The following is a 14,373-nucleotide window of genomic DNA, read 5'->3' as shown; positions in this document are numbered from 1 at the left end:
CAGTTTGTCGGCGCCGGCAGGGCCAAATTGAATTGCAGACAGCAGAACGCCCCGTGTTTGCGTTTCAGCATAGCCAGCTGAAGCGATAACGACGGGGCGTTCAGGTGTGTCGCAAGCGACCAGGTTCAGCGTGAACTGCGCACCATGTCGACATGGGGCAGGCCGGCTTCGAGGAATTCCTCGCTGACCACGGTGAAGCCGAAGCGCTCATAGAACGGTGTGGCGTACACTTGGGCGCTGAGCTTTTGCTCCTTCAGGTCGCGGTTTTCCGCTTCGGTGATGACGGCCTTGAGCAGGGCGTCGCCGACTTTCAGGTCGCGCCAGTCCTTGAGCACCGACAGTCGGCCGATTTCGCCATCCGGCAGCAACCGGGCAGTGCCGATCGGGTAGTCACCTTCAAGGGCGAGAAAGTGCAGTGCGCCCGCATCTTCTGCGTCCCACTCCAGCTCCGGCGGCACTGACTGCTCGGCAATGAAGACTGCCTCGCGAATACGCCGGATGTCGGCGTTGTCCTTGTGCCAGTCGGCAATCCGGATACGGATCTTATTCATCTGCAAACCCCAGACTTCCCTGTTTGACCAGTTCGCAGATCAGGTGACGACCCTCGTCATCCGCCAGCCACTGGCCGAGATTTTCAATGTGCAGCGCGTCGGCGGCACAGATCAGTTTCAACAACTCGCGCAACTGACCCGGCAGCAGACGGCTCTGACCGCTGGCGAACAGCAGCAGGTCGTCGTCGACTTCGGACCAGGCCAGGCGTGCGCTCGGGTTGCGAATCAGCACCGCGCCTTGTTCCAGGCTGTCGAGCAGCTCGGCATCGTCCAGTTCCGCACCAGCCACCAGTTCCGGGTAGCGCGGCTCGGTCATGAACTGGCCGAACCAGGTCAGCAGCAGACGCTCGTCACCCATGTGTTCGGCCAACAGCGCCTTCAGGCGGTCCAGTGCGTCGTGCTGGATCTGGTGCGGATCGCTGACCGGCTGCGCGTCGGCGTCGGTATAGCGCTCTTCATCCGGAATGAACTGGCTGAGGAAGTCGGTGAAGTGCGTCAGCACTTCGGCCGCGCTCGGTGCACGGAAGCCGACCGAGTAGGTCATGCATTCGTCCACGGCCACGCCACAATGCGCCAGTCGCGGCGGCAGGTAAAGCATGTCGCCGGGTTCCAGGGTCCATTCTTCGCTGGTCTGGAACTCGGAAAGGATGCGCAGATCGGCGTGTTCGATCAGCGGGCTCTGCGAATCGCACATCTGGCCGATCTGCCAGTGACGTTTGCCGTGGCCCTGCAGCAGGAACACGTCGTAATTGTCGAAGTGCGGTCCGACGCTGCCGCCCGGTGCGGCGTAGCTGATCATCACGTCATCGATGCGCCAGCTCGGCAGGAAGCGGAATTGCTCCAGCAATTCGCCGACTTCCGGGACGAACTGATCGACAGCCTGCACCAGCAGGGTCCATTCACGCTCCGGCAGCTCGCTGAAAGCGTCTTCGGCGAACGGGCCGCGGCGCATTTCCCATGGACGCTCGCCATGTTCGAGGATCAGGCGCGATTCGACCTCTTCTTCCAGTGCCAGGCCGGCCAGTTCGTCAGGGTCGAGCGGGCTCTGGAAATCCGGGATCGCCTGACGGATCAGCAGCGGTTTTTTCTGCCAGTAGTCACGCAGGAATTCACGCGCTGTGATGCCACCGAGAAGCTGAAGAGGAATATCGGGATTCATGTGTAACCTATTGAAAAAACGTGTTTTTCTGATTGGAATAAAAACGCCCGGCTCAGCCGGGCGTTCAGAGCGTGCAGGCTGCCGTCAGATACGCTTGGCTTGTGCCACGGCGTTGCCGATGTAGTTGGCCGGGGTCAGCTTTTTCAGCTCGGCGCGGGCTTCGGCAGGCATGTCCAGGCCATCGATGAAGGTCAGCAGTGCTTCCGGGCTGATGCCTTTGCCGCGAGTCAGCTCCTTGAGCTTCTCGTACGGGTTCTCGATGTCGTAACGACGCATCACGGTCTGGATCGGCTCGGCGAGGACTTCCCAGCAGGCGTCCAGATCGGCAGCAATACGCTGTTCGTTCAGTTCCAGTTTGCCGATGCCTTTCAGGCTCGCTTCGTAGGCAATCACGCTGTGGGCGAAGCCCACGCCGAGGTTGCGCAGTACGGTGGAGTCGGTCAGGTCACGCTGCCAGCGGGAGATCGGCAGTTTGCTCGCCAGGTGCTGGAACAGCGCGTTGGCGATACCCAGGTTGCCTTCGGAGTTTTCGAAGTCGATCGGGTTGACCTTGTGTGGCATGGTCGAGGAGCCGATTTCGCCAGCGACGGTCTTCTGCTTGAAGTAACCCAGGGAGATGTAACCCCAGATATCGCGGTCGAAGTCGATCAGGATGGTGTTGAAGCGCGCGATGGCGTCGAACAGCTCGGCGATGTAGTCGTGCGGTTCGATCTGCGTGGTGTACGGGTTGAAGCCCAGGCCCAGCTCGTCTTCGATGAAGGCGCGGGCGTTGGCTTCCCAGTCGATGTCCGGGTAGGCCGACAGGTGTGCGTTGTAGTTGCCGACGGCGCCGTTGATCTTGCCCAGCAGCGGAACGGCGGCGACCTGAGCGATCTGGCGTTCCAGACGGTAGACGACGTTGGCCAGTTCTTTACCCAGGGTGGTCGGCGAGGCCGGTTGACCGTGGGTGCGCGACAGCATCGGTACGGCGGCGAAGCGGATCGCCAGCTCGCGGATCGACTCGGCGATCTGACGCATCAGCGGCAGCAGCACGGTGTCACGGCCTTCGCGCAGCATCAGCGCGTGGGACAGGTTGTTGATGTCTTCGCTGGTGCAGGCGAAGTGGATGAATTCGCTGACTTTGGCCAGCTCCGGCAGTTTGGCCGCCTGCTCCTTGAGCAGGTATTCGATCGCCTTGACGTCGTGGTTGGTGGTGCGCTCGATCTCTTTCACACGCTCGGCGTGTTCCAGTGCGAAGTCATCGGCCAGCGCATTGAGAATGGCGTTGGCTTCGGCGGAAAACGCCGGCACTTCAGAGATTTGCGGGTGGGCCGCCAGGCGCTGGAGCCAGCGCACTTCAACCAGGGCGCGGAAACGGATCAGGCCGTATTCGCTGAAAATAGGGCGCAGGGCCTGGGTTTTGCCGGCGTAGCGGCCGTCTACAGGGGAAACCGCAGTGAGCGAAGAAAGCTGCATGGGGTGCTCTCGGACAGTCGGGCAACGAAAAGGGGCGCGTATCATACATGAAAAAACGGCTCAGCCGAGGTCGGATGGCCGTCGCGGATCGCGCAGCGGGTGTTTCCAGGGGTGTTTTCCGTGGTGCTGGCGATCAGCCGTGCATCAACGGATACAGTTCTTTCAATAACTTGCGACGGCTGATCACCAGTTGCCAGCGATGACCGCCCACTTGTCGCCAAAGTCGCGCGCAGCGAATGCCGGCCAGCAGCAGGGCGCGGATTTTCGAGGCATTGTTGGGCTGCTGCAGGTTGCGCATGTCGCCATGCACCTGAATACGCTGACGCAGGGTGCTCAGGGTGTCCTGGTACAGCGCACCGCTGGCGGCGATCACGTTCTCGTGGACGATGCCGAAATGTTCGACCTGGGATTTGATCTGCGGCAGGCGTCTGCCGATGGTGTCGAGCAGGTCGTCGCGCTTGGATAACTGACGTTCGAGACCGAGCATGGCCAGGGCATAACGCAGCGGTTCACGTTGCAGGGTGCCGGGGTCGCGCTCCAGGGCGCTCGCGAGGGCGCGGTAGCCCTCGCGCAGGTTCAGGTCGTCACCGCCGAATACATCCAGCGTGTCTTTGGGGTCCATCACCAGCAGGCCGCCCAGCAGGCAGCCGACGGCGGCTTCGCTGGCCTGGCCGGTCTTGGCGATGCGGTCGACCAGCACGGCGGCCTGAAAGACACCGCCCAGGGCGGTGAGTTGTTCCTGAGTCGGGCTCATCAGCCGGCGTCCTTGCTGTACCACGGTTCGGCAACTTCGATGACGCCGCCACCCAGGCAGACTTCACCCTCATAGAAAACCACCGACTGGCCCGGTGTTACCGCGCGCTGCGGTTCGTCGAAGATCGCGCGGTAGCCGGTGGCGGTGCGTTCCAGCGTGCAGCTCTGGTCACCCTGGCGATAGCGGACCTTGGCGGTCAGCTTGCGCGGGCTGCTCAGGTCGATCGGGTTGACCCAGTAGATCTCCGAAGCGAGCAGGGCACGCGAGAACAGCCATGGGTGTTCGTTGCCCTGGCCGACGACCAGCACGTTGTGGGTCAGGTCCTTGCTCAGCACGTACCACGGCTCGTCGCCGGCATCCTTCAGGCCGCCGATGCCCAGGCCCTGGCGCTGGCCGATGGTGTGGTACATCAGGCCGGCGTGGCGGCCGATCACTTCACCTTCTGTGGTGCGGATCTCGCCGGGTTGGGCGGGCAGATACTGCTTGAGGAAATCGGTAAAGCGGCGCTCACCGATGAAGCAGATGCCGGTGGAGTCCTTTTTCTTCGCGGTCGCCAGCTGGTATTTCTCGGCGATCGCGCGCACTTCCGGTTTTTCCAGCTCGCCGACCGGGAACAGAGTCTTGGCGATCTGCTCGCCGCCAACGGCATGCAGGAAGTAGCTCTGGTCCTTGTTCGGGTCCAGGCCCTTGAGCAGTTCGGTACGGCCATCGATGTCGCGACGGCGCACGTAGTGACCGGTGGCGATCAGGTCGGCGCCGAGCATGAAAGCGTAGTCGAGGAACGCCTTGAACTTGATCTCGCGGTTGCACAGGATGTCCGGGTTGGGCGTGCGGCCGGCCTTGTACTCTTCGAGGAAGTGCTCGAAGACGTTGTCCCAGTACTCGGCTGCAAAGTTCACCGTGTGCAGCTTGATGCCGATGCGATCACACACGGCCTGGGCGTCGGCCAGATCGTCCATGGCAGTGCAGTATTCCGTTCCATCGTCTTCTTCCCAGTTCTTCATGAACAGGCCTTCCACCTGATACCCCTGCTCCATGAGCAGGAGGGCGGAGACCGAAGAATCCACGCCGCCGGACATGCCGACAATGACGCGTTTCTTTTCTGGATTGGAAAAGGCTGAATCAGACATAGGGGGTCGCTGGGTCGTCTGGAAAAGGACGCGATTCTAGCAGGGAGTCGGCGCCAAGGCTAAAAGCTATTCAATTGCGCACGACATCCAGGCTGTGGACGGGGCCGCGCAGGTAGTCGTCGATGCACTGCAGCACCAGCTCGCTGCGCCAACGTTGTGGCTGGGCGACCAGTTCTTCACGGGTCATCCACGGCGCGCCGACGATACCGGTGTCCAGTTCGCGTTCGGGGTAATGCTTGACCGCTTTGGCGGCGAAGCACACCCGTTGATAGGTCACGCCGTTGCTGGGCGCGGTGTACAGGTAGATGCCGACCACGCCGGTCAGCTCGACGTCCCAGCCGGTTTCTTCAAGGGTTTCGCGAATCGCGGCTTCGCGCAGGGTTTCGTTGGCCTCCAGATGGCCGGCGGGCTGATTGAGTACCCGTTTGTCGTTTTTCACTTCTTCGACGAACAGGAAGCGACCGTTGTCTTCGACGATGGTGGCGACGGTGATGTGGGGTTGCCAGGTCATGGTGGGGCTCTTTGTTGGGACGGGTGTGCGGGGATGATATGAACGCCGCTTGCCATGTGGCAGCGAATTCATTCGCGATGCGGTGGTGCGTCCGGGACATTTCGGCGGCTGATCGATTTTTCGCGAATGAATTCGCTCCCACAGTCTTGGCAGGTATGTGATTGTGGATACGGGGCGGCGTTGGTGCCACTGAAAAAGAAAGCCCCGGCACATGGCCGGGGCTTTCCTGTTGCGTTCGGCGGGGTGAGCCGCCGATCCGGCAAGCCTTACTTCAGCGCGTTGATCGCGTCGTTCAGGGTCTTGCTAGGACGCATGGCTTTGCTGGCCAGTTCTGGAGTGGCGAAGTAGTAGCCGCCGATGTCCAGTGGCTTGCCCTGTACGCCGTTCAGCTCGGCCACGATGGTGGCTTCGTTGTCGGTCAGGGTTTTTGCCAGCTGGGTGAACTTGGCTTGCAGTGCGGTATCTTCGGTCTGTGCCGCCAGAGCCTGAGCCCAGTAGGTGGCCAGGTAGAAGTGGCTGCCGCGGTTGTCGATGCCGCCAACCTTGCGCGATGGCGACTTGTTGTTGTCCAGGAACTGGCCGGTGGCCTTGTCCAGGGCAGTGGCAAGTACCAGTGCTTTCGGGTTGTTGTAGACGTTGCCCAGGTGCTCCAGGGACGCCGCTAGCGCCAGGAATTCACCCAGCGAGTCCCAGCGCAGGAAGTTTTCTTCATTGAGCTGCTGGACGTGCTTCGGAGCCGAACCGCCGGCGCCGGTTTCGAACAGACCGCCGCCGTTCATCAGCGGAACGATCGACAGCATCTTGGCGCTGGTGCCCAGTTCCATGATCGGGAACAGGTCGGTCAGGTAGTCACGCAGTACGTTACCGGTCACCGAGATGGTGTCCTTGCCGGCGCGGATGCGCTCCAGCGAGGTCTTCATCGCTTCGACTGGCGACTTGATGGTGATGTCCAGGCCGGTGGTGTCGTGATCTTTCAGGTATTTTTCGACCTTGCCGATCATCACGGCGTCGTGGGCGCGCGCTGGGTCCAGCCAGAAGATGGCCGGGGTGTTGCTCAGGCGCGAGCGGTTGACGGCCAGTTTGACCCAGTCCTGAATCGGCGCGTCCTTGGTCTGGCACATGCGCCAGATGTCGCCGACTTCAACGTTCTGCTCCATCAGCACCTGGCCTTTGTCGTCGGTCACGCGGACCACGCCATCGGTTTCGATCTGGAAGGTCTTGTTGTGCGAGCCGTACTCTTCGGCTTTCTGCGCCATCAGGCCAACGTTCGGTACGCTGCCCATGGTGGTCGGATCGAAGGCGCCGTGCTTCTTGCAGTCTTCGATGACAGCCTGGTAGATGGTGGCGTAGCAGCGATCCGGGATCAGTGCCTTGGCATCCTGCAGGACGCCGTCGTTGTTCCACATCTTGCCGGAATCACGAATCATCGCAGGCATCGAGGCGTCGACGATGACGTCGCTCGGTACGTGCAGGTTGGTGATGCCTTTGTCCGAGTTGACCATCGCCAGGGCAGGGCGGGTGGCGTAGACGGCTTTGACGTCGGCTTCGATCTGCGCCTGCTGGTCAGCCGGCAGATCCTTGATACGGGCGTACAGGTCGCCGATACCGTTGTTCAGGTTGAAGCCGATTTCCTTGAGGACTTCAGCGTGCTTGTTCAGTGCGTCCTGATAGTACTCGGCAACGATCTCGCCGAACATGATCGGGTCGGAGACCTTCATCATGGTGGCTTTCAGGTGAACGGAGAACAGAACGCCTTGCTTCTTGGCGTCTTCGATCTCTTTGGCAACGAAAGCGCGCAGGGCTTTCTTGCTCATGACCGCGCAGTCGATGACTTCACCGGCCAGTACCGAGGTCTTGTCCTTCAGTACGGTGGTGCTGCCGTCTTTGCCGATCAGCTCGATCTTCACGGCGCCGGCGGTTTCGATCAGCGAGGATTTTTCGCTGCCGTAGAAGTCGCCGTTGTCCATGTGGGCAACGTGGGATTTGGAGTCGGCAGCCCAGGCGCCCATCTTGTGCGGGTGCTTGCGCGCGTAGTTCTTCACCGAAAGCGGTGCGCGGCGATCAGAGTTGCCTTCGCGCAGAACCGGGTTCACGGCGCTGCCTTTTACCTTGTCGTAGCCAGCCCGGGCGGCCTTGTCTGCTTCGGTGACCACTTCATCCGGGTAGTCCGGAACATCGTAGCCCTTGGCTTGCAGTTCCTTGATCGCGGCCTTCAGTTGCGGAACCGAGGCGCTGATGTTCGGCAGCTTGATGATGTTGGCTTCCGGCGTGGTCGCCAGTTCACCCAGCTCTGCCAGATCGTCGGAAACCTTCTTGTCGCCCAGCTGCTCGGGGAAGCTGGCCAGAATACGGGCGGCGAGAGAGATGTCGCGGGTTTCAACGGTGATGTCGGCGGAGGCGGTGAAGGCTTCGATGATAGGAAGCAGTGAGTAGGTGGCGAGGGCAGGAGCTTCGTCGGTGAAGGTATAGATGATCTTCGAGCGGTTGGACATTTTCGGGATAACTCTCTTCTTTGCTGAGCGTACACAAAATTTCGAGATGCGCAGGGTAGGCACTTTCGCCCAAGGTATCGATGAGCCGAAAGTCGAGAATTTCGTCGCGTGATATGGGATACATCATCATCGAGCGTCAAGCAGTTGGACCGCGCAGGCGCTGTACGGAAAATGACTGCGGCTCGCCTAGCGACCTTCCGTACAGAGCCTGGCAATCCAGGCTACCGAGGGCTGAAAGTCTCGTATCAGATGGCTTGGCCCCCAATGACCCAATGGTCACCGGCGGCGAGTATACCACCGGTCCCGGCCATTAATACGATAGTAGTGTGAACGGTTTGCAAGGGCGTGGATCGATTCAGCGGTCCGAATTGCGCTTCGGAAAAATGCCGAATGGCGGCAATGCCGCGTACTACGGGGCCTGCGGCAACCTGACGCAGTTGTGGCTGGCGATGAGGCGTGGCGCATGCTCAGGTGGTGATTTTCGACTAAAGGAGCATTTTTTCCTGGCCCCCGGCAACTGAGCTACGCTCGATGCAGCGCGAATCTCCAGTCACAAAAACAAGCGGAGTCAAGCATGGGATACCAGAAGATCAAGGTGCCGGGCCAGGGCGAGAAGATCACGGTCAACGCCGATCATTCGCTCAATGTGCCGAACAATCCGATCATTCCCTATATAGAAGGCGATGGTATCGGCGTGGACATCAGCCCGGTGATGATCAAGGTGGTCGACGCAGCGGTGGCCAAGGCCTATGGCGGCCAGCGCAAGATCTCGTGGATGGAGGTCTACGCCGGCGAGAAGGCCACTCAGGTCTACGACCAGGACACCTGGCTGCCACAGGAGACCCTGGATGCCGTGCGCGACTACGTGGTGTCGATCAAGGGGCCGCTGACCACGCCGGTCGGTGGCGGCATCCGCTCGCTCAACGTGGCCCTGCGCCAACAGCTGGACCTTTATGTCTGCCTGCGGCCGGTGCGCTGGTTCGAAGGCGTGCCGAGCCCGGTGAAGAAGCCGGGTGACGTCGACATGACCATCTTCCGCGAGAACTCCGAAGACATTTACGCCGGCATCGAGTGGAAAGCCGGCTCTCCCGAAGCGACCAAGGTCATCAAGTTTCTGAAAGAAGAAATGGGCGTGACCAAGATCCGCTTCGACGAAAACTGCGGCATCGGCGTCAAGCCAGTCTCCCGCGAAGGTACCCGGCGTCTGGCGCGCAAGGCCCTGCAATATGTGGTCGACAATGACCGGTCCTCGCTGACCATCGTCCACAAAGGCAACATCATGAAATTCACCGAGGGCGCCTTCAAGGAATGGGCCTATGAGGTGGCGGCCGAGGAGTTCGGCGCGACGCTGCTCGATGGCGGCCCGTGGATGCAGTTCAAGAACCCGAGAAGCGGGCGCAACGTGATCGTCAAGGATGCCATCGCCGACGCCATGCTCCAGCAGATCCTGTTGCGGCCTGCCGAATACGACGTGATCGCCACGCTCAACCTTAACGGTGACTATCTGTCCGATGCGCTGGCGGCGGAAGTGGGCGGCATCGGCATCGCGCCGGGGGCCAACCTGTCCGACACCGTGGCAATGTTCGAGGCGACCCACGGCACCGCACCGAAATATGCCGGCAAGGACCAGGTCAACCCTGGTTCGCTGATCCTGTCCGCGGAGATGATGCTGCGGCACATGGGCTGGACCGAGGCGGCAGATCTGATCATCAAGGGCACCAACGGCGCCATTTCGGCGAAGACTGTGACCTATGATTTCGAGCGACTGATGGACGGAGCCAAATTACTGTCTTCGTCGGCCTTCGGTGATGCGCTGATTTCACACATGTAGTTTCGCAGGCGAAAAAAAACCGGTCAGTCCAGGGTGGGGGCTGACCGGTCTTTCAGGTCTCGCGCATGAACGGTCCGGCTCAGGCGTGATCTTTGCTGTGTTCGTGTTGCGTGTTTGGTTGCTGAACGTGCTCTTTATTGGCCGCAGGTTGCCCGCTGATCTTGACTGCGTGCATACCTTTGGGACCTTGGATGATTTCGAATTGAACCGGCTGACCAGCCTTGAGCGTCTTGTACCCGTCCATTTCGATCGCCGAGTAGTGCGCGAACAGGTCTTCGGACTTGCCGTCTTCAACGATGAAGCCATACCCCTTGGCGTTGTTAAACCACTTGACCTTACCGCTTAGCATAGTCACATCCCTCTGCAAAGGACTCCGATGGGAGTATCATCACCTCTCATCCGCCGGACCTAAAAAATTTTGGTTGACTGCGCGGACCCTTTTTACCCAATGTGGGTTCTATTGTTTGTAACACCGATTAGCCGATAGTCAAGGTCATGCGGCGGTCCAATCGATAACGTGCATGATCATGACCAATCTATTTAATTTCGTCCCCTGCGAACCTTCTTTACCATGCATGCAATGAGCAAGATTCGACTAACATTCAATCAGGATGACCCGCAGTCCCACGAGGACGAAGCGGCGGGCATCGCGGTGCAGGAAGCCAAGCCGACATTGCAGGTGCCACCGATGTACAAGGTGGTTTTGTTCAACGATGACTACACCCCGATGGACTTTGTCGTCGAAGTGCTCGAGGTGTTCTTCAATCTGAATAGAGAGCTGGCGACCAAGGTCATGCTGGCCGTCCATACAGAGGGACGGGCAGTGTGTGGATTGTTTACCCGCGACATCGCCGAGACCAAGGCAATGCAGGTCAACCAATACGCCAGGGAAAGCCAGCATCCGCTACTCTGTGAGATCGAGAAGGACGGTTAACGCCGGACACTTGGGTATGAGGTGAAGCTATGTTAAACCGTGAGCTCGAAGTCACCCTCAATTTGGCTTTCAAGGAGGCTCGCTCAAAACGTCATGAATTCATGACCGTCGAGCACCTGCTGCTGGCCCTATTGGACAATGAGGCCGCCGCGACTGTTCTGCGTGCCTGCGGCGCAAACCTCGAAAAACTCAAACACGACCTTCAGGAGTTCATCGACTCCACCACGCCGCTGATCCCTGTCCACGACGAAGATCGCGAAACCCAGCCAACCCTGGGCTTCCAGCGCGTGCTGCAGCGTGCCGTGTTCCATGTGCAGAGTTCCGGTAAGCGTGAAGTCACCGGCGCCAACGTGCTGGTGGCCATTTTCAGTGAACAGGAAAGCCAGGCAGTGTTTCTGCTGAAACAGCAGAGCGTTGCCCGTATCGATGTCGTCAACTATATCGCCCACGGCATCTCCAAAGTGCCGGGGCATGGCGAACACTCCGAAGGTGAGCAAGATATGCAGGACGATGAGGGCGGCGAGTCTTCTTCTTCAGGCAATCCTCTGGATGCCTATGCCAGCAACCTGAACGAACTGGCCCGTCAGGGTCGCATCGATCCTCTGGTCGGCCGCGAGCTGGAAGTCGAGCGTGTCGCTCAGATTCTCGCCCGTCGTCGCAAGAACAACCCGCTGCTGGTGGGCGAAGCCGGTGTCGGCAAGACCGCCATCGCCGAGGGCCTGGCCAAACGCATCGTCGACAGCCAGGTCCCGGATCTGCTCGCCAACAGCGTCGTCTACTCGCTGGACCTCGGTGCGCTGCTGGCAGGCACCAAGTACCGCGGCGATTTCGAAAAACGCTTCAAGGCGCTGCTCGGTGAGTTGAAAAAACGCCCTCATGCGATCCTGTTCATCGACGAAATCCACACCATCATCGGTGCGGGCGCGGCGTCGGGCGGGGTCATGGATGCGTCCAATCTGCTCAAGCCACTGCTATCGTCGGGTGATATTCGCTGCATCGGCTCGACCACCTTCCAGGAATTCCGTGGCATCTTCGAAAAAGACCGTGCCTTGGCGCGTCGCTTCCAGAAGGTCGATGTGACCGAGCCTTCGGTCGAAGACACCATCGGCATCCTGCGCGGGCTGAAAGGCCGTTTCGAGCAGCACCACAACATCGAATACAGCGATGAGGCGCTGCGTGCCGCTGCCGAACTGGCATCGCGCTACATCAATGACCGTCACATGCCGGACAAAGCCATCGACGTGATCGACGAGGCCGGTGCCTTCCAGCGTTTGCAGCCGGCCGATCAGCGCGTCAAGCGCATCGAGGTGGCTCAGGTCGAAGACATCGTCGCGAAGATCGCGCGGATTCCGCCAAAACACGTCAACAGCTCGGACAAGGAGCTGCTGCGTAACCTGGAGCGTGACCTCAAGCTGACCGTGTTCGGTCAGGATGCGGCCATCGATTCCCTGGCCACGGCGATCAAGCTGTCCCGTGCCGGTCTGAAGTCGCCGGACAAGCCGGTCGGTTCGTTCCTGTTCGCAGGTCCTACCGGCGTCGGCAAGACCGAAGCGGCGCGTCAGCTGGCCAAGGCGCTGGGTATCGAACTGGTTCGCTTCGACATGTCCGAGTACATGGAACGGCATACCGTGTCCCGTCTGATCGGTGCGCCTCCGGGCTACGTCGGTTTCGACCAGGGCGGCCTGCTCACCGAAGCCATCACCAAGCAACCGCATTGTGTGCTGCTGCTCGATGAAATCGAGAAGGCGCATCCGGAAGTCTTCAACCTGCTGCTGCAGGTCATGGACCACGGTACGCTGACCGACAACAACGGTCGCAAGGCGGATTTCCGCAACGTGATCGTGATCATGACCACCAACGCCGGTGCCGAAACGGCGGCGCGTGCTTCGATCGGCTTTACGCATCAGGATCACTCTTCCGATGCGATGGAAGTCATCAAGAAGAGCTTCACGCCGGAGTTCCGCAACCGTCTGGACACCATTATCCAGTTCGGTCGCCTCAGTCATGAGGTGATCAAGAGCGTGGTGGACAAGTTCCTCACCGAACTGCAGGCGCAACTGGAAGACAAGCGCGTGTTGCTGGAAGTGTCCGACGCGGCGCGCAGCTGGCTGGCGGAAGGCGGTTACGACGCACAGATGGGGGCTCGCCCGATGGCGCGTCTGATCCAGGACAAGATCAAGCGTCCGTTGGCCGAGGAGATTCTGTTCGGCGAACTGTCCGAGCATGGCGGTGTGGTACACATCGACTTCAAGGACGGCGAGATCACGTTCGAGTACGAAACGACGGCCGAACTGGCCTGACGTTTACCGCAAGACAGCAAAAAGGCGCCAATCGGCGCCTTTTTGCTGTCTGTAGGAGCGCGCTTGCCCGCGATTGCAATCTACCGGTTTCCAATGCGTTGGCTGGCACACCGCAATCGCGGGCAAGCGCGCTCCTGCAGGAGAGGCTCAATTCGCACCCACAAAAAAGCCCGGCATGTGCCGGGCTTTCTTGTCGAAACTGAATTAGCGAGCGCGGTAGGTGATGCGCCCTTTGCTCAGGTCGTACGGCGTCAGTTCAACGCGGACCTTGTCACCGGTCAGAATACGAATGTAGTTCTTGCGCATCTTGCCGGAGATGTGCGCGGTAACGACGTGCCCATTTTCCAACTCCACACGGAACATGGTGTTGGGCAGGGTGTCGACGACAGTGCCTTCCATTTCGAAGCTGTCTTCTTTCGACATGCAGTAAAGCCCTCGGTATCCAATGAATGGCCCGGTGCAAACGGCAGCCAGGCAAAAGCGGGCTGCATTGTGCCCGAAAAGTGGGGGTCAAGCCAAGGGCTTCAGTAAAGAGTGACCCATCTTTGGTTGGTCAGCAGCTCGATGGGGCGATATTGGGTCTTGTAGTTCATCTTTTTGCAGTTTTTTATCCAGTAACCCAGATACACCGCGTGGAGTTGCAGACGCGCCGCTTCAGCGATCTGCCAGAGGATGGCATAGCGCCCGAGGCTGCGGCGTTCTTCGGCCGGCTCATAAAAGGTGTATACCGCCGACAGGCCGTTGGGCAGCAGGTCCGTCACGGCGACGGCAAGCAACCGACCCTCGACGCGAAACTCGTAAAAGCGCGAGAAGGGCAGGTCGCGGACCAGAAAGGTCGAAAACTGATCGCGGCTGGGTGGGTACATGTCGCCGTCGGCATGGCGCTCTTCGATGTAACGCTGATAAAGATCGAAGTATTCCTCGCTGAAGTGAGGCTTGGTGCTGGTGACTTCGATATCGGCGTTTTTCTTGAAAATGCGTTTTTGCTGGCGATCCGGAGTGAACAGCCCTACAGGAATGCGCGCAGGCACGCAGGCACTGCAATTCTGGCAGTGCGGGCGGTAGAGATGATCGCCACTGCGGCGAAACCCCATGTCGGAGAGGTCGGCGTAGACCTGCACGTCCATCGGCTGGCTGGGATCGAGAAACAGCGTGGTGGCTTGTTCCTCGGGCAGGTAGCTGCAGGAGTGGGGTTGAGTGGCATAAAACTTAAGCCGCGCCAGCTCGGTCATGATCAACCCTCGAGAAAAACTTTA

13 protein-coding genes are annotated in these 14,373 nt (G+C 60.0%); 3 read left to right on the top strand and 10 right to left on the bottom strand.

Annotated elements, in window-relative coordinates; translation table 11 throughout:
- Positions 1-125: 125 nt before the first annotated feature.
- The 7 genes from ACIPL0_RS28760 to ACIPL0_RS28730 form a co-directional block, all read right to left on the bottom strand.
- Positions 126-551, bottom strand: coding sequence for a GNAT family N-acetyltransferase (locus ACIPL0_RS28760; protein ID WP_400602002.1), 426 nt, complete (start codon positions 549-551; stop codon positions 126-128).
- Positions 544-1,710: a JmjC domain-containing protein gene (locus ACIPL0_RS28755; protein WP_400602004.1), complete on the bottom strand. Its 1,167-nt coding sequence runs from the start codon at positions 1,708-1,710 to the stop codon at positions 544-546. The genes ACIPL0_RS28760 and ACIPL0_RS28755 overlap by 8 nt, the downstream gene beginning before the upstream one ends.
- 84 nt (positions 1,711-1,794) lie before the next feature.
- Entirely contained in the window at positions 1,795-3,165 is a 1,371-nt protein-coding gene (purB, locus tag ACIPL0_RS28750; protein ID WP_400602006.1) for an adenylosuccinate lyase, read from the bottom strand.
- 133 nt (positions 3,166-3,298) lie between these two features.
- Complete coding sequence (hflD, locus tag ACIPL0_RS28745) at positions 3,299-3,919, bottom strand: high frequency lysogenization protein HflD (RefSeq protein ID WP_400602008.1); 621 nt, start codon at positions 3,917-3,919, stop codon at positions 3,299-3,301.
- Positions 3,919-5,049 carry a tRNA 2-thiouridine(34) synthase MnmA gene (gene mnmA / locus ACIPL0_RS28740; RefSeq protein ID WP_400602010.1) on the bottom strand — a complete coding sequence of 377 codons (1,131 nt, stop codon included), beginning with the start codon at positions 5,047-5,049 and terminating at the stop codon, positions 3,919-3,921. The genes hflD and mnmA overlap by 1 nt, the downstream gene beginning before the upstream one ends.
- A gap of 70 nt (positions 5,050-5,119) precedes the next feature.
- A complete protein-coding gene (locus ACIPL0_RS28735; protein WP_400602012.1) occupies positions 5,120-5,560 on the bottom strand; it encodes an NUDIX hydrolase in 441 nt (146 codons plus the stop codon).
- 266 nt (positions 5,561-5,826) lie between these two features.
- Positions 5,827-8,052, bottom strand: coding sequence for an NADP-dependent isocitrate dehydrogenase (locus ACIPL0_RS28730; protein WP_400602014.1), 2,226 nt, complete (start codon positions 8,050-8,052; stop codon positions 5,827-5,829).
- Between the two features lie 574 nt (positions 8,053-8,626).
- On the opposite strand from ACIPL0_RS28730, the gene icd reads away from it, so the two are divergent.
- The gene (gene icd, locus ACIPL0_RS28725; protein ID WP_400602016.1) at positions 8,627-9,883 is read left to right on the top strand and encodes an NADP-dependent isocitrate dehydrogenase; all 1,257 of its coding nucleotides are present in this window, start codon (positions 8,627-8,629) and stop codon (positions 9,881-9,883) included.
- Between the two features lie 79 nt (positions 9,884-9,962).
- Here the strand turns inward: icd and cspD are convergent, their stop codons facing one another.
- Positions 9,963-10,232, bottom strand: a complete 270-nt coding sequence (cspD, locus tag ACIPL0_RS28720; RefSeq protein WP_400602018.1) for a cold shock domain-containing protein CspD — start codon at positions 10,230-10,232, stop codon at positions 9,963-9,965.
- A 222-nt stretch (positions 10,233-10,454) separates the two neighbouring features.
- Here cspD and clpS point away from each other — a divergent pair, with 222 nt between their 5' ends.
- A complete protein-coding gene (gene clpS, locus ACIPL0_RS28715) occupies positions 10,455-10,817 on the top strand; it encodes an ATP-dependent Clp protease adapter ClpS (protein WP_166594818.1) in 363 nt (120 codons plus the stop codon).
- 29 nt (positions 10,818-10,846) lie between these two features.
- Positions 10,847-13,117 (top strand): ATP-dependent Clp protease ATP-binding subunit ClpA, encoded by a 2,271-nt coding sequence (clpA, locus tag ACIPL0_RS28710; protein WP_400602020.1) that lies wholly within the window; start codon positions 10,847-10,849, stop codon positions 13,115-13,117.
- Positions 13,118-13,321: 204 nt separating this feature from the next.
- Here clpA and infA read toward each other — a convergent pair whose 3' ends face one another.
- Together infA and ACIPL0_RS28700 are read right to left on the bottom strand one after the other, a co-directional pair.
- Positions 13,322-13,540, bottom strand: coding sequence for a translation initiation factor IF-1 (gene infA / locus ACIPL0_RS28705; protein WP_002553999.1), 219 nt, complete (start codon positions 13,538-13,540; stop codon positions 13,322-13,324).
- A 101-nt stretch (positions 13,541-13,641) separates the two neighbouring features.
- Positions 13,642-14,349: an arginyltransferase gene (locus tag ACIPL0_RS28700; RefSeq protein WP_400602022.1), complete on the bottom strand. Its 708-nt coding sequence runs from the start codon at positions 14,347-14,349 to the stop codon at positions 13,642-13,644.
- Positions 14,350-14,373: the final 24 nt, after the last annotated feature.

The sequence above is a fragment of the Pseudomonas sp. NPDC090208 genome (assembly GCF_044746785.1).
In the GTDB taxonomy this organism is placed as follows: Bacteria; Pseudomonadota; Gammaproteobacteria; order Pseudomonadales; family Pseudomonadaceae; genus Aquipseudomonas.
Note: the sequence above shows the minus strand (reverse complement) of the source record. Positions and strands in the feature narration are given on the sequence as shown.